This window comes from Daejeonella sp. (assembly GCF_030695525.1).
In the GTDB taxonomy this organism is placed as follows: Bacteria; Bacteroidota; Bacteroidia; order Sphingobacteriales; family Sphingobacteriaceae; genus Daejeonella.
Map to the genome: position 1 here is coordinate 47,647 of NZ_JAUYSS010000019.1, position 22,163 is coordinate 69,809.

Here is a 22,163-nt window from a genome sequence, read left to right on the forward strand (position 1 = left end):
ATTATTTACGAATAAAAGAAAAGAGGCCACCCGGTTCAAGCTTCATAATGGTTGATGGTTTTTTCTCATTTTTCTCATCCTGCTCCCAGTTAACCACATAATCCACACCCTGAAGAATTACTTCTTCAATATCATCGAAAGTTGCAGGAGATGGATGGCCACTCAGGTTAGCCGAGGTAGAAATAATCGGTTTTCTGAAGCGCTGTAATAATTGCTGACAGAACTCGTGTTTTACAATGCGGATACCGATGCTGCCGTCCCTTGCAATGGCATTCGGTGCGAGATTTTTAGCCCCGGAGTATACAATAGTTAAGGGGTTCTCAGCATATTCAATCAGATCATACGCGACTTCAGGAACCTCTTTGATATAACTTTGAAGTTTATTGTCGCTATCAAGCAGAACAATCAGACTTTTTTCTTCGGCTCGACCTTTTAATTTGAAAACCTTTTCAACGGCTTCCACATTTGTAGCATCACAGCCAATTCCCCAGATAGTATCAGTAGGATAGAGGATTAGTCCGCCGTTCTTTAATACCTCCAAGGCTTTGTTTACTTCGTCTTTTAGCATTTAATGATGTTTTGATATAGCTTATTTAACTGCCCGGCAATCTTTTGGTCTGAAAACTTTTCCAGATGTTCGAACCCGGCTTTAATCATATTTTGTCTTTTTTCTGGATTCTTTAATACATTCAGGATCTCAGTTCTGAGTGCTTCACTGTCTTTGTGATCAACATAAATACTTCCGGCTCCGCCTGCTTCTTCAAGGCAAGAGCCAGTTGCGGCAATGACAGGTACCCCTGAACTTAAAGCCTCAATTACCGGTATTCCAAATCCCTCATACTCGGATGGAAACAGGAATACATCAGCCATCTGATAGATGCCCGGGAGGTCATTAAATGACACATTTTTTAAAAAATGAACCCTTTTATTAAGTCCATGTTTGTGGGTAAATTCTCTAAGCTTTTCAGCATAAGGGGTATCCTTTCCAATAATAATCAATTGAATATCAGTATCAAGCTTCCGGATGGCCTGAACAGCCAGCAGCGAATTTTTCCTGGTTTCTATGGTGCCTACATTCAGGAGATATTTCTCCGGTAAATTATAAGCAGATCGAATCCTTTGCTTTTCTGTATCGGTAATGTTGATCCTGAATACAGGATCGCAGTTCTGATAAATTACCTCAATCCGATCCTGTTCAACATTGAACAGATTAATCAGGTCCTTTTTTGTGGTTTCACTGATGGCGATGATCTTAGCTGCATGATCGGCAGCATAGCGCATCTTATATTCATAGATCTTTCTGTCAAACCAGGGGTAATATTGGGGATACCGGTAAAAAATAAGATCATGAATACTGACCACTGAAGGAATTCCCTTCTTTTTTAAGCCGAAAGGAATCTCATTACTCAAACCATGATATAGTTCTATTTCTTCATGCTCAAGATTCCTGACTATACCGAAACTTCTCCAATAGCTTTTGGAAAAGTGTTTTTCAGGATATTTGAATTCTATAGAACTAAATTTCTGAAGACCCTCAGATGCTTCTGATGCTGTAGCCGCAAAGACCTGATATTGGTTTTCGGGATGGTGTTTTGCCAAAACCTGAAGCACATACCTGCTGTAATTACCTAAGCCGGTGAAGTTTTGGGTTATGCGTTTACCATCAAAGCCTATCTTCATTTTATTGAATTAAAACTAAAAAAGGATGAGTATAAATCATCCTTTTTTTAATTTAAAAAAGCCTGAATGCAGGGATTAAACCGCTACATTATTCTCTCTCAGAGCATCATTTAGAGAGGTTTTTTTATCTGTTGATTCCTTACGCTGACCAATGATCAGTGCACAGGGTACCTGATACTCGCCCGCAGGGAATTTCTTGGTGTAAGAACCCGGAATTACTACCGAACGGGATGGAACAAAACCCTTGTATTCAATTGGTTCATCACCCGTAACATCTATGATCTTAGTTGAAGCGGTCAGAACAACATTTGCACCTAATACTGCTTCTTTCTGAACATGAACACCTTCCACAACGATTGCTCTTGAACCAATGAAACAATTGTCTTCAATGATTACCGGAGAGGCCTGTAAAGGCTCTAAAACGCCACCGATTCCAACACCGCCACTCAGGTGAACATGCTTTCCAATCTGGGCACATGAACCAACGGTAGCCCAAGTATCAACCATGGTGCCCTCGTCAACATAAGCTCCGATATTTACATAAGAAGGCATTAAGATTACTCCTTTTGCAAGGTGTGCACCATATCGCGCGATAGCATGCGGAACTACCCTGACACCGGTTTCTTTGTAGTCTGTTTTTAATTTCATCTTGTCGTGGAACACGAATGGCCCCACTTCGATTTCTTTCATCTCACGGATTGGGAAATAAAGGATAACAGCCTTTTTAACCCATTCATTTACATGCCAGCGGTCACCGATTTGTTCGGCAACCCTGATTTCGCCTTTATCCAGATGTTGAATTACGGTTTCAATTGCAATTCTGTATTCTTTGAAATTGATGAGAGTACGATCCTCCCAGGCACTTTCTATTAGTTTTTTATATTCGGTAACCATACTTTTAATTTAAAGCAAATTAAAGGATTTTTCTGCCAATTTTTCCATCCTTTCGTCAATTCTTACGTAATTTTGAAGGATGGGGGCATCTGAAAAATTACGTATCGATAAATATTTATGGGCTATCCGTGCATTTAAAACCCGGAGCATTTCTACAGAGGCATGTAAGGCGGGAAGGATAAAGCTTGACGGTAATAATCTGAAAGCCTCACATATTGTAAAAATCGGGGAGGTCTATACCGTGCAGAAAGGTAGTGATAAGAAGATCATTGAAGTTATCGAACTATTAGATAGGAGGGTTGATGCGAAGACCGCAGTTAATTTTTACAAGGACCTTACCCCCGTTGAAGATACCCATGCCTATAAATCAATGTTTCATACCGCTAACCTTAGCAGAGACAGAGGCACCGGACGGCCAACAAAAAAGGACAGGCGGGAGATTGATGATTTGCAGGAGGGGTGGTTCGATATTTAATTGACAGTTGATAGTTGACAATTGGACAACCGATATCTATCGGGTTGACAATTTCCGCCTTTTTGAACGTCATCCCTGTGATGTTATTACGATTTTCCTTGTCTTGATTCCTGGCTCCTGGCAATTTTTGAATAAGGAGCAAAGAACAAGGATTAAGGATATATTTGAGCTAACTGATAATGATTAATATCATAGTCCAAGTTGATTTTTCGATTTATTTGAGTCTGATTTGTGTTTTAAAGAGTTTAATTCGATTTTAAGTAGTTCCTGTCTTTGTTCCTTACTCTTTGTTCTTTGCTCTTGGCTCTTGATTCCTGGCTCAATTCAAGATAAAGAGTAGTTCTTGTCTATGTTCCTTGCTCTATTTTCCTTAGTCTAACTCATAATCTTCTCTCAAAATTAAACACCGTCACCTCCGCCCTTGAACCCAGCCTGATTGGAATTCCACTTGTTCCAATTCCTCTCGAAACGTATAAATGAGGTAATTCTTCCCGGTACCAGCCACTCACATATCTGCCGCTGCCCAGAGGTCTGAATGGTGCAAATCCAAACAGATTAAGCTGTCCGCCATGGGTATGCCCCGAAAGCACCAGGTCAATCGGGATATCCTTCATCTGGTTTTGAATAATATCCCGGTGCTGCGGGCAATGGGTCATGACGACATGATAATCTGATTTCTGATAGAATTCCATCGCCATATAATAGTCCGCTTGCCCCGCAATCAGATCATCCATCCCCGAAACAGAGATTGTGGTTTCCCCAAAAGTATACAGAAAAGAATGGTTGACAATCAATTCACAATTATGCTTTTTATAAACATCAAGAAGTTCGAGCGGATGTACCTTCCAGCATTCCCAATTGCCCAGAATAGCTGTTTTTTGGATTTCCGGGTCGAACATAGCCAGGTACTTGTCCAGAATTTTTAAGTTTTTATTCCGGTCGATCACATCACCAGTGAACAGGATTAGCTCAGGTTTAATCCTGTTGACAAGAGCCGCAAGTTCAATCTGTTTGGACTTGATTCTGCGAAGGTGAAGATCAGAAATTTGAAGGACTTTGAGGTTGCTACCTTCCGGACTTGCATTCCCCATATAATATTCATTGAGTTCGATGAATACTTTTTCATACCAAAAGGCATCAATCGCGGTCACACTTGTAATCAGTCCGATTCCGCCCCAGATAAATTTCCTTCTACTGATTTTCTTCATTCAATAATTAGTTTTCATTGCTGAATGTTCCCAGAGTTCGAATGCTGATTTTGCTTCTCTAGGCATTATCTGATGCATAGCTATTTTTCGTTTTTCTTTACTCAATGCAATCTCATCATAAATGAACTGATCGTTAAATCCGATGCTTGCTGCATCCTGTTTTGTATTTGCGTAGTAAATAGAGTCAATTTGAGCCCAATAGATTGCACTGAGACACATAGGGCAGGGTTCGCAACTGGTATAGATCACACAGCCATTCAAATCGAATGTTTTTAACTTCCTGCAGGCCAACCTGATCGCTGAAACCTCTGCATGGGCTGTAGGGTCATTAATGAGTGTTACTTTATTCGCGCTTCTGGAAATGATTTTACCATCCTTAACAATGACTGCACCGAAGGGCCCTCCAAATGCTTTACTTACATTTTGTTCAGAAAGCCGGATGGCTATTCGCATGTATTTATTGTGTAGTTCTGTCTCTGTCATATTCTTTCAATATCCTCAAAATCCTTTCATCTTCAAATAATTCTTTAAAAATAAAAACCCCGGCGATTGGCCGGGGTTTTTAAGAAAAGGAAGCTGAATATCGTCCTTTATTTTTTATCTTTTTTATATTCTGCATTCAAACCATTCACCACAGCCCTGGTTACATCCAAACTCTCCTCTGCATATAATACCACAGGGTTGGATTTAGAATAAGTAAGGACAATTTTATAACCTTTTGACTTAGCATATACTTTTAGGTACTCTGCAACTTTATTATATAATTTTTCGTTTTCAACTGCTTCTTCGTTTGCCAGTGCATTTCCGGCATTTTGATTATAGGTAGCAAGTTCCTGCTGCTTTCTTGCAAGCCGCTCTTCTGTAGTAGCCCTTTGTTCAGCACTTAAATTTGCTGCACCTTGCTGATAGGCAGCTACCTCACGCTGAAACGCAGTTCCTTTTGCTGTAAGATCGGCCTGCGCTTTCTTTGATTTGTCCTGAAATTTATCCCTTACGTCTTTGAAATAGTCATAATTATTCAGGAGGGAATCTGAATTGACATATACGATGCCTTCAACAGCCCCGGCTGGAGTAGAAGCAGTACTTGCTGTACTTTTTGTTTGTTCTTTATTACAGGATACTACTATTGCGGATAGTGTTAAAATGGCTGCTATTTTACTGATGCTTGTTATTAATTTCTTCATATTTTAAAATAAAAATTTAAGCAAATATAAGCTTTCAAACCATTTTCTCAACCATTTAATTTAGGATGTAAATGAGCCAAAGAAAAGCCTTGTTAATTTATCCACAATGTAGCAAAATCCAGCTAAAATGGTTATTTTTGATCTTTGTTGTAATAATCAAATATGAGCGAAGAAACAGAAGACAAATCAAATTATTCAGCGGATAATATACAGGTATTAGAAGGACTGGAAGCAGTAAGAAAGCGCCCGTCCATGTACATCGGTGATACAGGGTTTAAAGGCCTCCATCACTTGGTTTATGAAGTTGTAGATAATTCAATTGATGAGGCTCTCGCAGGTTACTGTACTGATATTAATGTAATCATACATAAGGGCAATTCGGTTACAGTTGAAGATAATGGCCGTGGAATTCCTACCGCCATGCATACTAAAGAAAAGAAGTCGGCACTTGAAGTGGTTATGACTGTTCTTCATGCCGGAGGTAAATTTGATAAGGATACCTATAAAGTATCCGGTGGTTTGCACGGTGTGGGTGTAAGTTGTGTGAATGCACTTTCAAGGCCTTTAAAAGTGGTTGTGCATCGTGATGGTAAAATTTTCACTCAGGAGTATGAGTGTGGAAAGCCACTTTTCGATGTTAAAGTGATAGGTGAAAGCGACAGGACAGGTACTATTGTTACCTTTCAGCCTGATCCTGAGATATTTACCTTAACTACCGAATATAAATTTGATACCCTTGCTGCCCGTTTGAGAGAGCTGGCTTACCTGAACAAAGGTATCCGTTTATCGCTTGTCGATGAACGTGAAACTACCGATGATGGAGCTTTCCTTAAGGAAGAATTCTATTCTGAAGGTGGTTTGAAGGAATTTGTCAAATATCTTGATGGAATGCGTAGTTCAATAATTCCGGAACCTATTTATGTGGAAGGAATTAAACAGGGAATACCGGTGGAGCTGGCACTTCAATACAATGATACTTATACGGAGAATGTCCATTCTTATGTAAACAATATCAATACTCACGAAGGAGGGACTCACGTAGCCGGATTCCGTCGTGGTTTAACCCGTACACTGAAGGCCTATGCCGAGAAATCGGGCATGCTGAAGAACATGAAAATTGAAATTACAGGGGATGATTTCCGTGAGGGATTAACTGCAGTGATTTCGGTTAAAGTTCAGGAGCCTCAGTTTGAAGGACAGACCAAAACCAAGTTAGGAAATAATGAGGTCATGGGTGCGGTGGATATTGCAGTAGGTGAAATTCTGGGGAACTATCTTGAAGAAAATCCAAAGGAAGCCAGAATGATCGTCAATAAGGTGATTCTTGCAGCCACTGCAAGAGCTGCAGCCCGCAAAGCCCGCGAAATGGTTCAGCGTAAAACGGTGATGGGTGGATCGGGTTTACCCGGAAAACTGGCCGATTGTGCGAACAATGATCCTGCAGCATGCGAATTATACCTTGTGGAGGGAGATTCTGCGGGTGGAACGGCCAAGCAGGGCAGGGATCGGAATTTTCAGGCTATTCTTCCATTAAAGGGTAAGATCCTTAACGTGGAGAAGGCCATGGAGCATAAGATCTATGAGAACGACGAGATCAAGAATATGTTTACTGCCATGGGAGTTAGTATCGGTACAGCCGAAGATGCCAAGGCGCTGAATATGGAAAAACTTCGTTATCACCGGATTATCATCATGACGGATGCTGACGTGGATGGTTCTCACATCACCACACTGATCCTGACCTTTTTCTTCCGGTATATGAAGCCCCTGATTGAGTATGGATATATTTACATAGCAGCACCACCGCTTTATCTGGTTAAAAAGGGTAAGGAGTTTCAATATGCATGGAGCGATGATCAGCGTGATATAGCAGTACAGGCATTAAAAGGTGCAGGAAAAGAAGAGAGTGTCAACATTCAGCGATATAAAGGTTTGGGAGAGATGAATGCTGAACAATTATGGGACACCACTCTAAATCCTCAAACCCGTACCTTGAGAAAAGTTACGATTGAAAATGCAGCCGAATGTGATCATATCTTTTCAATGCTGATGGGCGACGAGGTTGCTCCAAGACGTGAGTTTATTGAAAAAAATGCTAAATATGCTCGTATAGATATCTAATTAAAATGCTTTGCGATTATTATCTCAAGGATAGGGTTTAGTGTGATTGTATGTGGATTTAGCATGGTTTTTTATTATTTGGAAATGTGCTGTTGTACCATTTTTAATGGAGTTCCCGCTTTACGCTAATACTACACAGGCCTTAACTACAGGCCGGTATTCGCTACAATCGGGTTTAAGCACAAAAAGCATTGCTGTAAAACCTGATCTATTACACAATTATATAAAAAGAGATTAAATAGATAAATAATTTATGATTTAGATTAAGCCCTTCACTTATTGTGGAGGGCTTTTTTGTTCGGGTGCATATCGTAAATATACAACAGCACTCACTTCCTTACTCGATCGTATCAATACCTGATGTTCCTTAACCCCATCATAAATTCTCAGATTGGAAGTGTTTGGAGGTATTTTGCCTAAATTTTCAGCATAGAGAATAATCTCATGTAACTCCTGATTTCTGTTTAATCGAAGGGTATGGTTTGAGGGCTTATTCACAATAAGTTGATTCCTGATAAATGGCCTTCGGTTATGGTACACTGAAACAATGTCTCCGTCCTCCTTCAAATAGTCTCTAATTTCAAGCCTGACTACATTTTCAGTTATTTCGATTACAATTGGTCTGGCGAGTTTAGTTTGGAGGAATACATTCGGATCCCGGGCATCCAGTAAAATACTGGTCAGATAGTTCTGAGGTATGTTTTGTTTGTTTGCATCTGTAAATCGCTGCAGGTAGACATTTCCGGGATAGCATGGCAATGAATTCTCCCCTGCACCCGTGAATGTACCGGTCAGGTTTTCAATGCCTTCTTCTCTGGTCAGATTGAGTTTAAGGTCTTTAATACATAGAAATCGGGCAGTGTCGCTTGGGATTTTGGAGTGCAGGATCTTCAGTTCATTTATCCTCAGGCTATTTTTATTGATCACGCCAATAAAGTCAAGGATACCTTCGGCCCGGAGGGGATTATCCCGATAGAGATAGGCTTTCCCATTAACTATATTATTATCCTGATCCTTAACATGTAAAATATAGTTCACATTCAGGGTTCTAATGTGCCGAAGATCGGTGTCCATATAGCCGAGCCATACACCTTTATAATCCTGTGAGAAGCTTGAAAACGAAGCTAATAAAAGCAGAAGTATGAGAGGATATTTCATAAGCAATCCTTATTTACTGGTCTTTTTTTTATTTTCAAACGGTTTATACCTTAAATAAATTGCAGCAGTTTTTTGTTTATCAGATACGATTAAAACCCTGTGTTTGGATTCGCCATCAATTAAAATAAGTTCAGAAGTGTTTGGTGGAATGAGACCCAGATTTTCTGCGTAAAGAAGCAGTTCATGTAATTCAATGCGCTTATCGATTCTGAACTTGATCAGTGCCGGTCTTTTTGAGATTCGGATATCTTTAGCCAGAATTTCCCGGTTGAGGTAAACCGATACGGTATCATTATCCGGTTTCATATAATCAAGTAACTGAATTTGCAGATCAGCATGGTGTACTTCGATTTCTGTTACTTTTTTAGGTTCAGTATTCAGGAAATTCGTGTTGAAATCTACAAAAACAGGAGCTTCCGGTTCCGGGTTCTGAGCTAAAGTATTGATTACTGAGTCTTTACGCTGCACCAGAAATCTGTTAAGGCCTTCAATTGATCTGGATAAGATCACTTTACCGGGGATGCAGTCTTCATTCGGATTATCTTTACTGATCCCGCTCCATGTCCCTTCCAGATATTCATAGCTAGCATCAGTCCGAAAGGCTAGTTCATAGGTTTTTATACAGGCAACCCAATCCCAAGGGACAACATCTTCACGAATCCATCCGAGGCTTTCATATAGTTTGACGCTGTCTCCCTTCATTTTCCCTGAAAACCCAATACGTATTCTTACAAGCTTCCCCATCCAGGCATTGGAATCGCCCCAAATACTTTTCTTTTGAGTGAGATTCAGTTCAAGATCATAAAGCTCACTGTATCCCCCGGGACCCTGTGTAATTTTTCCAAACCATTTCCCGCTGATGTTTTGAGCAGTAAGATCTTGAACAAATATTGATAATAAAATGATGAGGAAGCATTTCATACCTTTAGTTTGAATCAAGTTAATGATTTTTAACCGGTTTAACGACAGTCTTTTAGCGAAAAAGTTTTAAATGTAGTTTTTTGTAATTGATGACTGCTTTATAGGGCATCAGAATATCCCCACCTAAAACACCAATTACTGGCGGGAGATTCAGGCTTGAATAAGCCTGGCTTATCGTGCTGAGGTCGAGCACGGCAGCCTCAAAATTTTTTAATTTAAATTTCCCGATCTTCAAAACAGGGAGAATGATCGTATGACTTTCCATGCTGTTGGTGCCAAGGCCGGTTGAAAGAAGCTCTGAACTCATTAATTCAGTATCTTTCATGTGTTTTTCGATCACGTTTTTATCAAAAACCGTTTTCGAAGCCCCGGTATCAAGCACTACATTAAAGGATTGCCCGAAAACAACAACTTCCACCAATAGGTGGAAGCCGTCGTCGTGTAAATTTACCAGTTCTAATGGAACTCTTGTTTCGCTCATTTAAGCGTTTAGATAAGATTAGAATCTCTGAGTACCTGATTCATATTCCTTACTGCATCTGCACTCTTGTTAAATTCAGCCTGCTCAGCATCAGAAAGTTTAAAGTCAAGGATTTTTTCCCATCCGCTTTTGCCAATGATAACAGGAACAACCAGAGAGATATCTTTCTGACCGTATTCTCCATCAAGTGCAACTCCGCAGGAGATCAGTCTTTTCTCATCACGTACGATACTTTCAACCATCGCTGCTGTACCTGCACCCGGTGCATACCATGCAGAAGTGCCAATCAATTTTGTTAAAGTAGCACCACCAACCATCGTTGAAGAAACTACTCTTTCCTGCTGCTCTTTTGTCAATAACTGAGTAACCGGAATACTGTTCCAGGTCGCATGATTGATTAAAGGGATCATGGTCGTATCACCATGTCCGCCAATTACCACAGCATTCAGATCTGCAGGTGAACATCCCAGCTCTACGCTCAGGTAATATTTAAACCTTGCAGAATCTAACGCTCCACCCATTCCCAGAATTTTATTTTTTGGAAGACCTGAAGTTTGGAGTGTAAGGTAATTCATGGTATCCATTGGGTTTGAAACCACAATGATGATTGTATTTGGAGAGTGTTTCAGGATGTTTTCTGTCACGCTCTTTACAATGTTCGCATTGGTACCAATCAGCTCTTCACGGGTCATTCCCGGTTTACGAGGTAAGCCTGAAGTGATTACAACTACTTCAGATTCTGCCGTAGCAGCATAATCATTGGTCACACCTTTAACCTTTGTATCAAATCCCAAAAGTGCTGAAGTCTGCATAATGTCAATCGCTTTACCTTCAGAAAAACCTTCTCTGATGTCTAATAAAATAAGTTCTTCTGCTAATTCTTTTCTGGCGATGTTATCAGCACAAGTTGCACCTACTGCACCGGCTCCTACAACTGTAATTTTCATTTTATGATTTGTTTAAATTTAAGATCGGACCTCTTGAGATTTTAATTAAAATCTGCCTTTTTCTTGTTCAAAAGCCCCATTGCGGTCACATTTGAATTGACAAGCCGAAGATAGATAATTCAATCTTTTTTATGAAATTATTAGCGATTGTTATGTAAGTTTTTTGTTTCTAAATTAAAAAATATAATATATTTGTTTCTCAATTTCAACGCCAAAAAGATGATAGTAGTAGCCACCCGGCGTATACGCTAGGGTTCCCCTTCTTCAAAAATTATTAAAGCAGATTTTATCTGCTTATATCTTCTTTTAATCATCATTCTTTTATCATGTCTGAAACCGTACAAAATTCCGGTAAAATTCCGGCAATTTTATCTATTATAAAACAATCGCTCAAAGGAGAAGAGCGCGATTATACTCAGGGTAGCATCCGATTATCAGTCCTTTTGCTGGCCATTCCAATGGTGCTCGAAATGATTATGGAATCTGTCTTTGCTCTGGTTGATCTATATTTTGTGGGTCACCTCGAGAACAGCAGTTATGCAATCCAGACTGTGGGCCTGACCGAATCAGTACTAACCATCATTTATTCGATTGCGATCGGTATCAGCATGGCTGCAACCGCAGTGGTCGCAAGGCGTATCGGAGAAAAAGATCCGAAAGCAGCTTCCAAAGCAGGGATGCAGGCGATACTCATCGCAATTCTGATCAATACGATCATCAGTATCCCCGGATTTATCTATGCTACCGATATCCTGATGCTGATGGGTGCCTCTGCAGAATCGGCAGCGCATGGAACTGCCTTCACTCAGATCATGATGGGAAGCAGTATTTTCATTATGCTTTTGTTTCTGATCAATGGTATTTTAAGAGGGGCCGGAAATGCAGCAATTGCAATGAAAAGTCTCTGGCTGGCTAACCTGGCGAATATTATTTTATGCCCGATTTTTATCAATGGATTCGGTCCGGTACCCGCTTTCGGACTTACCGGAGCGGCAATGGCAACCACTTTGGGACGTGGTCTTGGAGTTTGTTATCAGCTTTATTATCTGTTTGATGGTAGCGGTTACCTGAAAATGAAACTGGCTTATCTGAAACCGCAATGGGAGCAGATGGTCGCACTTTTGAAGATCGCCGGACCCGGGGTTTTGCAGTTTGTTATCGCATCCTGCAGTTGGATTTTCCTTGCACAATTAGTTGCAACCACAGGTGGGGATGTAGGATCGGCAGGTTATCAGACCGCCTTGCGCTTATTCATGTTCTTTATGCTCCCGGCCTGGGGACTAAGCAATGCGGCCTCAACGCTTGTCGGGCAGAACCTTGGCGCCAAACAGATCGAGCGTGCCGAGCTTTCGGTTATCAAAACAGCCAAATACAATGTCGTATTTATGATCCTCATTACTGCTATTTCGGTACCAGGGGCAAGGATTATGGTGTCATTTTTCACCAATGATCACGCTGTGCAGGATGTGGCGGTACAAGCCTTGCGAATTATTGGTGCCGGTTATATATTTTACGGTGTAGGTATGGTTCTGATAAATGCCTTTAATGGGGCAGGAGATACGTGGACCCCAACCTGGCTCAATCTCTTTGGCTTCTGGTTTTTCCAGATTCCGCTGGCATATTTGCTGGCCAAGTATTTCCAAATGGGGCCTGAAGGGGTTTTTATTGCAATTCCGGTTACAGAAATCGCGATTACCATTGCTGGGTATGTGTTGTTTAAGCGGGGGAAGTGGAAGAGGATTAAGGTTTGATTTGCAGTTGAGAATGGAGAGTGGAGAGTTGAAAATTAAAAAGGGAGGTTCTCATGCTAATCATTTTCTAAATATAAATCACAGTTCAGACAATTGGCTTGGCTATTCTGTCTGAACTGTGATTCTTTTGATTAATTTGATTTTTTGATGATTTTTCAATCCCCGGCAACAGATAAAGACAACAGATAACAGACAACAGACAACTAAATTCTTAACAATGTCTTCTCAATCGCATCCACCATTCCTGGACTTACCTCTACTTCCTCTGCAAATCCCCTCCATCGACCTACAGTGTCACTTATTTCTTCAACGATATGAGCAGATTTCTTGCATTTGATCGATTCACCTATGATCAGGAGGTCTTCTTTTAAAATATCTTTTCGTTTATTATTGATGCTCAACGCATGCTGACTCACCCAATCGCTTCCGGGACGGAAGGCATGGCAAATATCATAGGCAGGAGCCAGCTCCCATTTGCCTTCCTTTTTTAGTCTGAAAGCAAAGTTCTTTGTATGATCATCACAATTCCTCGCGAGCACGTTGAATACCATTCTTCTAAATAGTTGCTCCATAGCCTGATAATCCAGTTTCAGCTCGCGCATGGTTTGGAATAATTGCTCATAGCTAAAGCTGCTGACCAGATTAAAATCAAAATGTTTCAGTGCGCAAAAAGTTTGAATATGATGTTTTATTTCTCCGCCTTCCCGGTCAAAGCGTTTGGTCATGAAATGTGCACGCTCGTTTTCTTCCAAGAGCATAGAGGGCATCATCTCAATGCCGCAGGCAATGGCCATATTATAATAAGCCATCTCCACCCGGCCGTAGCCTTTTGTTGCTCCCAATTGCACACCACTCACCCCATCCAGTTTGATCAGCCAATGCTCAAATCCCTGCGGAGCCCGGGTTTGCCCTGATTTTACTTCTCCCGTTTTTTCATTATAGGCAATAACCGCTTTAGGTCGGGCACCACCGGCAGAAGTTCCAATTTTTAAGATCTCCAGCACTGCTTTTTCTTCATCTTTTTGCAGATTTGTGGCAAAAGACTCACGGCTGTAGAGCATTTTTTGAGCGATATCCACCAGATTATTTATTTCAATCGAAAAGGTTCTGACGTTCTCTTTCAGGCTTGTCGGTTCAAATTCAAGAGCGCCCATGCCTCTGCTGCCAATAAAGCAAAGCAATTCGACGGGGTTCATGCTATCTTGCGGCCGGCCTTGCTGTGCCAGCCAGATGTTGATGAGTTGATTTCCGTATTTATCAGGCAAAACATCAGCCAGTAAGCCGGGTAAGCCTTTAAAGGTATCGAATTCGCTATTTTTGTTGCGGCGTAATTCAGGAAAGCTGATCACATTCCTGCCTGAATTAAGCGGCATTTTTAGCGGAGCCAGTTCCCAGCCCAACTTTTTGAATTTAGGCTCATATTCAAAACTCGCCAGACCTGTTTTTTCATCCCATGCGACTGCCCCGACCAGTTCATTCCAAATTTTTACTTCTGCTACATTCATTGCTCTGCAGATTAAGGTTTCAGTTTTCTGCTACCTGCACGTTTACGTTTATTCCGTTCCATTTTTGCAAGAACAAGCGGACTAATACTTTGCTGAACGGTAAATACTTCCATGATATGCAATAAGTCCAGAACCCTCAAAACCTGAATCAGGGTAGCGAGGGTAACGGTTTCTCCCCGTTCCAGCAGACTCAGGGTTGAGCGACTGATACCCGCAGCATTGGCCAATTGCTCCTGCGATTTATTTTGCTCCAGGCGATGGTGCTTTATAAATGCAGCAATTTGCCCGGCCAAAGCCTTATCGCTCATTGAATTCCAATTTATGTATGATATTTCAGTCATAAATGGTTATTTTGTTATTAGTGAATGATTATTAATACAAATATAATTATTTATTTTAACATCCAAAATATTGAATGAATTATCATGCGATATATTATTATAATTATATGTAATACAATATAAAATATTTTATTCAGCTAGGTGTCATTCAGATTTATACCAACTATTTTTCAATGTAATTTACCAGGCCCGGGAATTAGAAATCTTAGCCTTCACAAGCAATCTAATTTCTTCAGCTGCTCCATATGTTCCAAATTGGAATACTTGAATAAATTTATATTTTTAGAATTCAAAAAGGTTTAATTCATGAGATCACTTGAGCAAATTTTTCGGGATGCATTTGCCGGTATAGATGTTACAGTTAACGGTGATCAGCCCTGGGATATTCAAGTGCATAATTCCAGATTTTACGAGCGGGTTGTAGCTGGTGGTAGTTTGGCTTTTGGTGAGTCGTATATGGAAGGATGGTGGGATTGTGAAGCTTTGGATCAGTTTTTCTTCAGGGTGTTTCACCATCGCCTGCATAAAAAATTACCGGTGTTTAACTATAACTTCCTTTTATTGGCGCTGGCTGCAAAATTTAAAAACCTTCAAAGCAAAAGTCGGGCGAAGCAGGTTGCTTTTAAACATTATGATATTGGTAATGAGCTTTTTGAAAAAATGCTTGATTCAAGAATGATGTACTCATGTGGCTATTGGGAAAAAGCGAACAATCTTGAGGAAGCACAGGAGGCCAAGCTTGATTTGATTTGCCGAAAGTTGAAATTGGAAAAAGGAATGAAGGTATTGGAGATAGGTTGTGGCTGGGGTGGTTTTGCTAAATATGCCGCTGAAAATTACGGTGTTTCTGTTATTGCTATTACCATATCTGAACAGCAGGCTATTCTTGCAAGGAAAGTTAACGAAGGGCTTCCTGTTGAGATCAGGTTACAGGATTATCGTGATGTAAATGAAAAATTTGACCGTGTGGTATCCATTGCAATGTTAGAGGCAGTGGGCTATCGTAATTACAGGGAGTATATGGAAGTTGCATCCAGATGCCTGACAGACGATGGCTTGTTTCTGATTCATACCATTGGAGGAGGTCATGATGCCAAAACTACCGACCCATGGATAGATAAATATATTTTCCCAAATGGGGTGATTCCCTCGGCAAGTCAGTTGTCAAAATCATGGCAGGGGCTTTTTGTTCTGGAGGACTGGCATAATTTCGGCCCCTATTATGATCCCACATTAATGGCATGGCTCAAAAAATTCGAACTTAGTGGGGGGAGCATTAAAGCAGATTATGACGAAACCTTTTATCGCATGTGGCGTTATTACCTGTGTGCAAGTGCGGCGACTTTCCGTGCTCGCTATAATCAGCTTTGGCATATTGTTTTAACTAAACGGCAAAACTTAGGGGGGTATCAATCAGTGAGATAAGGTTTTAATCACCCGGGAGGGGAAAGAAAAAAATACACAGCTTTTTAAAACTCCCTCAATCAACTCTTACCACATTATTCCCACCCATATTCCACACCAATCCAATACTCAACACCCCATTTCCGGCCTGCAGGTATTTCTTGTTCTTTAAACCGAAATTACTGCCACTGCTGTATTGAAGCTGCAGGTTTTTGCTGACAGCCATTCTGGTAAAAAATACAGGCTCAAAGAAAATATTATCCTCGGGTAATTGTTCCAGGCCGTTGATTTGAAATTTGTTTGAGCGGATATGGCTGATCCGTAAAGCCGTGCCATAGTTTAAGGGGAACCGGGCTCCGAATAAATTGAGGGTTTTCTTTTTCTTGGTGCTGTAATTTACCTGCAGGAATTTCTTTCCAAAACTAATCTCCTGTGTTTCATCGACTATCAGACCGCTGCTGGTGTTTGTAAAATAAGTCCGTTCTGAATTACCTGTACCAAGTCCGGCGTAAATTTCCAGAATCCGGTTTTGCTCAGCTCCAAATTTTGTGAAATAGCCAACACCAGTTTCCAGCAGATTTTGTTTAAACTCTTTTCTAGCCCTTTCCTGATTGGTTACAGAAGCATTCAGAAGTACGCCCCAATGATCAGAAAATGCATAGGCTGAGTTAAAAGAAAAATTTCCTTTTAAAGTCAAATGGCCTGAGGCATGTACTTCATCCTTAGCACTTAACATCGGGGTGTTTGGAACGTTGGGCATGTATAGTGAAGCGCAGCTGTTTAATACTAGTAATAAGGCAATTATGCTGATGGATCTGATCGTATGCATTCGGATAGGTTTTACATTGGTGCGTTTGAAGCAAATAATATGCCTGGATTTTATATCAAACGTGAATTCTTATTAATCATTGCTCCCTGCCTGTCGGCAGGTTTAGTATCCATGACATGCTATAGTTGTATTTCAATTCGCCTTAAAACGATTAAATTTCTCTCGCAAGACGCGAAGACGCAGAGGTATAGTAAATAATTAGACACGTTTTAGATCATACTCTTTGCGTCCCTGCGTCATTGCGAACATTTACTTTTTACTTTTCAACACCCTTCCCCACACCCTAAAAGATTCGTAAATTTGAATTTATTCCAAAATTATCTTTATGCCTGATTTTTCGCACCTCCACGTACATACACAATTTTCACTGTTGGATGGTGCAGCAGATATTTCGCGGCTCTTCAAAAAAGCTAAAGCCGATGGCATGAAAGCGCTGGCCATCACCGATCATGGGAATATGTTCGGGGTTTTCAAATTTGTCGCCGAAGCTGGTAAACATGGGGTGAAACCGATTGTGGGTTGTGAGTTTTATGTAGTTGATGACCGTCACATCAAGCAGTTTACTAAGGAAAAGCGCGATCAGCGTTTTCATCAGCTATTGCTTGCTAAAAATGCGGAAGGCTATAAAAATCTCGTAAAATTATGTTCTCTGGGCTATATCGAAGGTTTGTACAGCAAATGGCCACGTATCGATAAGGAACTGATCCTTAAATATCACAAAGGATTGATTGCAACTACCTGTTGCCTGGGAGCCTCGGTACCTCAGGCTATTCTGAAAAAAGGGGAAGAAGAGGCTGAGATTGAATTCAAATGGTGGCTTGATCTCTTTGGTGAGGATTATTACATTGAACTTCAGCGCCATAGCATCCCTGAGCAGGAAACGGTAAATGCAGTGCTGCTCAGGTTTGCAAAGAAATATAACGTTAAAATAATTTGCTCCAACGATTCGCATTACGTGGATCAGGAGGATGCCAATGCACATGATATTCTTTTATGTGTGAATACCGGCGATATGAAAAGTACGCCGATTGCTACAGATGAGGAGAGTGGAAAGGGTTTCCGCTTCGGATTCCCGAATGATCAGTTCTTTTTCAAGAGTCAGGAAGAAATGGGAAAGGTTTTTCATGACCTGCCCGAATCGCTCGACAATACAAATGAGATAGTTGATAAGGTTGATATTCTTCAGTTGAAGCGGGATATCATGCTTCCTAATTTCCCGATTCCTGATGAGTTTAAGATCCATCAGGGTGCAGAAGCTGAGAACATGAATCAGTGGGAATACCTCAAAGATCTGACTTTTAAAGGTGCCAAAAACCGTTATGTGGATATTAGTCCTGAGGTTGAAGAACGCCTCAATTTCGAGCTCTTCACGATTCGTACGATGGGTTTTGCAGGTTATTTCCTCATTGTAGCTGATTTTATCCGTGCCGGGCGCGATTTGGGTGTATTTATCGGTCCGGGGCGTGGCTCTGCAGCCGGTTCTGTGGTGGCTTATTGCATCGGGATCACCAATATCGATCCCATCAAATACAATCTGCTGTTTGAGCGTTTTCTGAACCCCGACCGTAAGTCCATGCCCGATATTGATACGGACTTTGATGATGCCGGTCGGCAGAAGGTGATTGATTATGTAGTGGATAAATACGGTAAAAATCAGGTTGCACAGATCATTACCTATGGCTCTATGGCCGCAAAATCGAGTATCAAGGATGTTGCCCGGGTGCTTGATCTGCCTTTGGCCGAGTCAAACATGCTGGCCAAACTGGTGCCCGACAGGCCGGGAACGAACCTTGTACAGGTGATGACGGCTCCGATAGATACGGTTAAGAAGGAGCAGAATCCTGAAGATTTTGAGAATATTAAAACACTAAGGAAGATCCTCGAAGATGGAAAGTCCCTCCAGGCAGATGTGTTGAAGGAGGCGATGATCCTGGAAGGCTCGGTGCGCAACGTTGGTGTTCATGCGGCTGGTATCATCATTGCTCCATACGATCTTACGGATATTATTCCGGTCGCGACTTCCAAAGAATCTGACTTGCTGGTCACCCAGTTTGACGGGCGGGTAATTGAAGATGCGGGAGTAATAAAAATGGACTTTCTGGGACTAAAAACCCTGACCATCATTAAGGATGCACTGCGTTTGATCAAGCAGAATCATAATGTCGACATCGACATCGATTATATTTCACTTGAAGATCAGAAAACTTTTGAGCTTTATCAGCGTGGCGATACCAACGGAACTTTCCAGTTTGAGAGCGACGGAATGCAAATGTACCTGCGTGATCTCAAACCGGATAAGTTTGAGGATCTGATTGCGATGAATGCGCTTTACCGTCCGGGGCCAATTGAGTACATCCCTAAATTCATTTCCCGTAAACATGGTCGTGAGGCGGTGAGTTATGACCTAATGGATATGCAGGAGCATCTGGAAGAAACATACGGAATTACGGTTTACCAGGAGCAGGTGATGCTGCTGTCGCAAAAGCTTGCCGGTTTCAGCAAGGGTGATGCGGATGTGCTGCGTAAGGCAATGGGTAAGAAGCAGATTGAGGTTCTGAATAAGATGAAGGCCCAGTTTATGGAGGGCTGCAATACAAACGGTCATGATCCGAAGATTGCCGAAAAGGTATGGACAGACTGGGAGGCTTTTGCGCAATATGCCTTCAATAAATCACATTCTACCTGTTATGCATTTGTGGCCTATCAAACCGCTTATCTGAAGGCTAATTACCCGGCAGAATACATGGCTGCAGTTTTGAATAATCAGAATAACATTGAAAAGATCTCCTTTTTTATGGATGAATGTAAAAGGATGGGTGTGCCTGTTTTGGGGCCTGATATTAATGAATCTGAACTTAGTTTTACCGTAAATAAAAAGGGCGAAATTCGTTTTGGAATGTCGGGGATGAAGGGTGTGGGAGAGAAGGCCGTTGAAAGTATTGTGGAAGAGCGGGAGTCAAACGGATTATATGCCAGTGTCTATGATTTTGCACGCCGTACCAATTCACGTGCAGTGAGTAAGAAAGTATACGAAAACCTTGTTTATGGAGGAGCATTCGACTGCTTTGGCTTTAACCGTGCTCAGTTTTTCTTTAAACCCGATGGTGGTTTTTACAATGGAATTGAACGTTTGGTTAAATACACGAATGATTTTCAAAACAATTTAAATTCCTCACAGGCCTCCTTGTTTGGTGGTACTAATGATGCCGAAATTACCGAACCTCAGCTTCCGGAATGCGAAGAATGGGGACTGATTGAAAAGCTGAAATATGAAAAGGAATCTATCGGCATTTATCTGACAGGGCATCCGCTCGATAATTATAAGTTTGAACTGGAGAATTTCTGCTCTCATCAGGTGAAACATCTGAGCCTGATCAACAGAATGAAGAGCACTGAGGCGCTGCCCGAAGATCAGGAGGAGTTTAAAAAGATAAGTAACCGGGATTTGGTGATCGGGGGACTGGTATCGGCCTGCAGGCATGGTACTACAAAAACCGGTAAGCCTTTCGGCTCTTTTATGCTCGAAGATTATGGTGAGACTTTCGAGATTGCCTTGTTTGGGGAAGATTATATCAAATTAAAGCAATACCTGGTGGTGGGTTTGTTCTTACAGATCAGAGGATCTGTTACTGAGCGTTTTAAGCAAAAGGATAACTGGGAATTTAAGGTAAGCAACATCGTATTGCTATCAGAATTACGAGATAAAATGTCAAAATGTCTGACCATTCAATTGCCTCTGACTGAATTGTCGGAGACTTTTATGACCAAAATGGATGAGATTGTGAAGCTCAATACGGAGCAGAACCCTCAACGGAATTGTCAGCTGAAATTCATGATCATGGATTTTGAAGGGGAAACGACACTCGAGATGCCATCCAAATCAGTAAAAATAAATCCAAGCAATGAATTTCTTGAAGATATTTCTAAATTGCTAGGCGTTCGGTATAAGTTGAATTAGTGTCACATTAGCAGCAGTAATTTGTGGCAGGAATATTGAATACTATCTTTGAATTATAAACAGTAAATCTCATTATTATGGCATTAGAATTAACAGATGCAAACTTCGATGAATTAGTCCTTAAGTCTGATAAACCAGTATTGGTTGATTTTTGGGCAGAATGGTGTGGTCCTTGCCGTATGGTAGGTCCTGTTGTTGAAGAACTGGCAAAAGAGTATGAAGGAAAAGCGATTATCGGAAAAGTGAATGTCGATAACAATCCTGGTATTTCAATGAAATTCGGAATCCGGAACATCCCGGCTTTATTATATTTCAAAGGTGGTGAAATTGTGGACAAGCAGATTGGTGCAGTACCAAAATCGGTTCTGGCTGAGAAATTGATCAAGCAACTTTAATTCCATCACAAATCATATTGAATAGCCCTTCAGTTCATTGAAGGGCTTTTTTTGTGAGAATAGTCCAGCTTAAATTATTTCTTGATAAAGTATCTTGGAAGGTTTTTCATTGAATATTTTAGTTTTCTCTCCTTTCCTAAACCTGCCTCCGTTAATTCAATATGTCCTACCGTAAACTAAATTACCTTTCCATTTTGACGATTCAATGCTATTTTTATGTTCTTTGTCTGAACCATGATTCAGGTGATTTACTTGATTATTATGCTAGTTTGAATCAAACAATCACGCTAATCATAAAAATCACAGTTCAGACAACATGCACGTGATTAATTGATTATTATGATTAATGAACACTACAAACATTCTGAACTTACAGCTAAAATTATTGGCTGTGCAATGGAGGTTCACAAAAGGCTGGGAAATGGTTTTCAGGAAGTAATTTACCAACGAGCATTGGCAATAGAAATGCTTTTGCTAGGCATACAGATTCAAAGAGAGTTTGAAATGCCTATATTTTATAGAGAAAAGTAAATTGGCACTAGGAGAGTCGATTTTTTAATTGAAGATATTTTATCTTTTGAGCTGAAAGCAATAACAAAATTAGAAGATGTTCATTTGGCACAAGCCATAAATTATCTAGAAGCATACAATCTTGAAATAGGCTTACTGATCAATTTTGGCGAAAAAAGTCTAAATTTCAATCGTCTAACCAATAAGAAATTTAAATTACTACAATCACCCTAATCATAAAAATCACAGTTCATACAAAATGCAGTCCTCTGTCTGAACCGTGATTCAGGTGATTTATCTGATTAATATGATAGTATGAATCAAACAATCAGGCTAATCATAATAATCAGGTTAATCATAAAAATCACAGCTCAGACAAAAAACCTTGTTTCTGAATTTTA

19 protein-coding genes and 1 pseudogene are annotated in these 22,163 nt (G+C 40.7%); 7 read left to right on the forward strand and 13 right to left on the reverse strand.

Annotated elements, in window-relative coordinates; all coding sequences use genetic code 11:
• Position 1: 1 nt before the first annotated feature.
• The 3 genes from Q8S11_RS03870 to Q8S11_RS03880 all read right to left on the reverse strand — a co-directional run bounded on the left by Q8S11_RS03870 (position 2) and on the right by Q8S11_RS03880 (position 2,574).
• A complete protein-coding gene (locus Q8S11_RS03870; protein ID WP_305660752.1) occupies positions 2 to 568 on the reverse strand; it encodes an L-threonylcarbamoyladenylate synthase in 567 nt (188 codons plus the stop codon).
• Positions 562 to 1,680 carry a glycosyltransferase family 1 protein gene (locus tag Q8S11_RS03875; RefSeq protein WP_305660753.1) on the reverse strand — a complete coding sequence of 373 codons (1,119 nt, stop codon included), beginning with the start codon at positions 1,678 to 1,680 and terminating at the stop codon, positions 562 to 564. The genes Q8S11_RS03870 and Q8S11_RS03875 overlap by 7 nt, the downstream gene beginning before the upstream one ends.
• A gap of 75 nt (positions 1,681 to 1,755) precedes the next feature.
• A complete protein-coding gene (locus Q8S11_RS03880) occupies positions 1,756 to 2,574 on the reverse strand; it encodes a 2,3,4,5-tetrahydropyridine-2,6-dicarboxylate N-succinyltransferase (RefSeq protein ID WP_305660754.1) in 819 nt (272 codons plus the stop codon).
• A gap of 79 nt (positions 2,575 to 2,653) precedes the next feature.
• Between Q8S11_RS03880 and Q8S11_RS03885 the strand changes: the two genes are divergently transcribed.
• On the forward strand, positions 2,654 to 3,049 hold the full coding sequence (locus Q8S11_RS03885) for an RNA-binding S4 domain-containing protein (RefSeq protein WP_305660755.1): 396 nt from the start codon (positions 2,654 to 2,656) through the stop codon (positions 3,047 to 3,049).
• A 380-nt stretch (positions 3,050 to 3,429) separates the two neighbouring features.
• Here the strand turns inward: Q8S11_RS03885 and Q8S11_RS03890 are convergent, their stop codons facing one another.
• From Q8S11_RS03890 to Q8S11_RS03900, 3 genes are all read right to left on the reverse strand, one after another.
• The gene (locus Q8S11_RS03890) at positions 3,430 to 4,257 is read right to left on the reverse strand and encodes a metallophosphoesterase (RefSeq protein WP_305660756.1); all 828 of its coding nucleotides are present in this window, start codon (positions 4,255 to 4,257) and stop codon (positions 3,430 to 3,432) included.
• Positions 4,258 to 4,740: a nucleoside deaminase gene (locus Q8S11_RS03895; protein ID WP_305660757.1), complete on the reverse strand. Its 483-nt coding sequence runs from the start codon at positions 4,738 to 4,740 to the stop codon at positions 4,258 to 4,260.
• A 107-nt stretch (positions 4,741 to 4,847) separates the two neighbouring features.
• A complete protein-coding gene (locus tag Q8S11_RS03900) occupies positions 4,848 to 5,441 on the reverse strand; it encodes an OmpH family outer membrane protein (protein ID WP_305660758.1) in 594 nt (197 codons plus the stop codon).
• Positions 5,442 to 5,603: 162 nt separating this feature from the next.
• Between Q8S11_RS03900 and gyrB the strand changes: the two genes are divergently transcribed.
• Complete coding sequence (gene gyrB, locus Q8S11_RS03905) at positions 5,604 to 7,562, forward strand: DNA topoisomerase (ATP-hydrolyzing) subunit B (protein ID WP_305660759.1); 1,959 nt, start codon at positions 5,604 to 5,606, stop codon at positions 7,560 to 7,562.
• Positions 7,563 to 7,838: 276 nt separating this feature from the next.
• On the opposite strand, the gene Q8S11_RS03910 is transcribed toward gyrB, so the two are convergent.
• From Q8S11_RS03910 to mdh, 4 genes are read right to left on the reverse strand one after another with little or no spacing between them, the layout of a single operon-like run.
• A complete protein-coding gene (locus tag Q8S11_RS03910; protein WP_305660760.1) occupies positions 7,839 to 8,720 on the reverse strand; it encodes a hypothetical protein in 882 nt (293 codons plus the stop codon).
• 9 nt (positions 8,721 to 8,729) lie between these two features.
• Positions 8,730 to 9,641: a hypothetical protein gene (locus Q8S11_RS03915; RefSeq protein WP_305660761.1), complete on the reverse strand. Its 912-nt coding sequence runs from the start codon at positions 9,639 to 9,641 to the stop codon at positions 8,730 to 8,732.
• Between the two features lie 52 nt (positions 9,642 to 9,693).
• Positions 9,694 to 10,122 (reverse strand): retropepsin-like aspartic protease, encoded by a 429-nt coding sequence (locus Q8S11_RS03920; RefSeq protein ID WP_305660762.1) that lies wholly within the window; start codon positions 10,120 to 10,122, stop codon positions 9,694 to 9,696.
• Between the two features lie 8 nt (positions 10,123 to 10,130).
• Positions 10,131 to 11,069, reverse strand: coding sequence for a malate dehydrogenase (mdh, locus tag Q8S11_RS03925; protein ID WP_305660763.1), 939 nt, complete (start codon positions 11,067 to 11,069; stop codon positions 10,131 to 10,133).
• Between the two features lie 326 nt (positions 11,070 to 11,395).
• On the opposite strand from mdh, the gene Q8S11_RS03930 reads away from it, so the two are divergent.
• Positions 11,396 to 12,820, forward strand: coding sequence for an MATE family efflux transporter (locus tag Q8S11_RS03930; RefSeq protein WP_305660764.1), 1,425 nt, complete (start codon positions 11,396 to 11,398; stop codon positions 12,818 to 12,820).
• A 203-nt stretch (positions 12,821 to 13,023) separates the two neighbouring features.
• On the opposite strand, the gene Q8S11_RS03935 is transcribed toward Q8S11_RS03930, so the two are convergent.
• Together Q8S11_RS03935 and Q8S11_RS03940 are read right to left on the reverse strand one after the other, a co-directional pair.
• The gene (locus Q8S11_RS03935; RefSeq protein WP_305660765.1) at positions 13,024 to 14,325 is read right to left on the reverse strand and encodes a type II toxin-antitoxin system HipA family toxin; all 1,302 of its coding nucleotides are present in this window, start codon (positions 14,323 to 14,325) and stop codon (positions 13,024 to 13,026) included.
• A gap of 11 nt (positions 14,326 to 14,336) precedes the next feature.
• Positions 14,337 to 14,666 (reverse strand): helix-turn-helix domain-containing protein, encoded by a 330-nt coding sequence (locus tag Q8S11_RS03940; protein WP_305660766.1) that lies wholly within the window; start codon positions 14,664 to 14,666, stop codon positions 14,337 to 14,339.
• 306 nt (positions 14,667 to 14,972) lie between these two features.
• Here Q8S11_RS03940 and cfa point away from each other — a divergent pair, with 306 nt between their 5' ends.
• Entirely contained in the window at positions 14,973 to 16,091 is a 1,119-nt protein-coding gene (cfa, locus tag Q8S11_RS03945; RefSeq protein ID WP_305660767.1) for a cyclopropane fatty acyl phospholipid synthase, read from the forward strand.
• A 55-nt stretch (positions 16,092 to 16,146) separates the two neighbouring features.
• On the opposite strand, the gene Q8S11_RS03950 is transcribed toward cfa, so the two are convergent.
• Entirely contained in the window at positions 16,147 to 16,899 is a 753-nt protein-coding gene (locus Q8S11_RS03950) for a hypothetical protein (protein WP_305660768.1), read from the reverse strand.
• Positions 16,900 to 17,224: 325 nt separating this feature from the next.
• On the opposite strand from Q8S11_RS03950, the gene dnaE reads away from it, so the two are divergent.
• The 3 genes and pseudogenes from dnaE (at position 17,225) to Q8S11_RS03965 (ending at position 21,996) form a co-directional block, all read left to right on the forward strand.
• Positions 17,225 to 20,857: a DNA polymerase III subunit alpha gene (gene dnaE, locus Q8S11_RS03955; RefSeq protein WP_305660769.1), complete on the forward strand. Its 3,633-nt coding sequence runs from the start codon at positions 17,225 to 17,227 to the stop codon at positions 20,855 to 20,857.
• Positions 20,858 to 20,934: 77 nt separating this feature from the next.
• Positions 20,935 to 21,252 carry a thioredoxin gene (gene trxA / locus Q8S11_RS03960; protein ID WP_305363572.1) on the forward strand — a complete coding sequence of 106 codons (318 nt, stop codon included), beginning with the start codon at positions 20,935 to 20,937 and terminating at the stop codon, positions 21,250 to 21,252.
• A 339-nt stretch (positions 21,253 to 21,591) separates the two neighbouring features.
• Positions 21,592 to 21,996 (forward strand): annotated as a pseudogene (locus tag Q8S11_RS03965) (GxxExxY protein).
• Positions 21,997 to 22,163 lie beyond the last annotated feature (167 nt).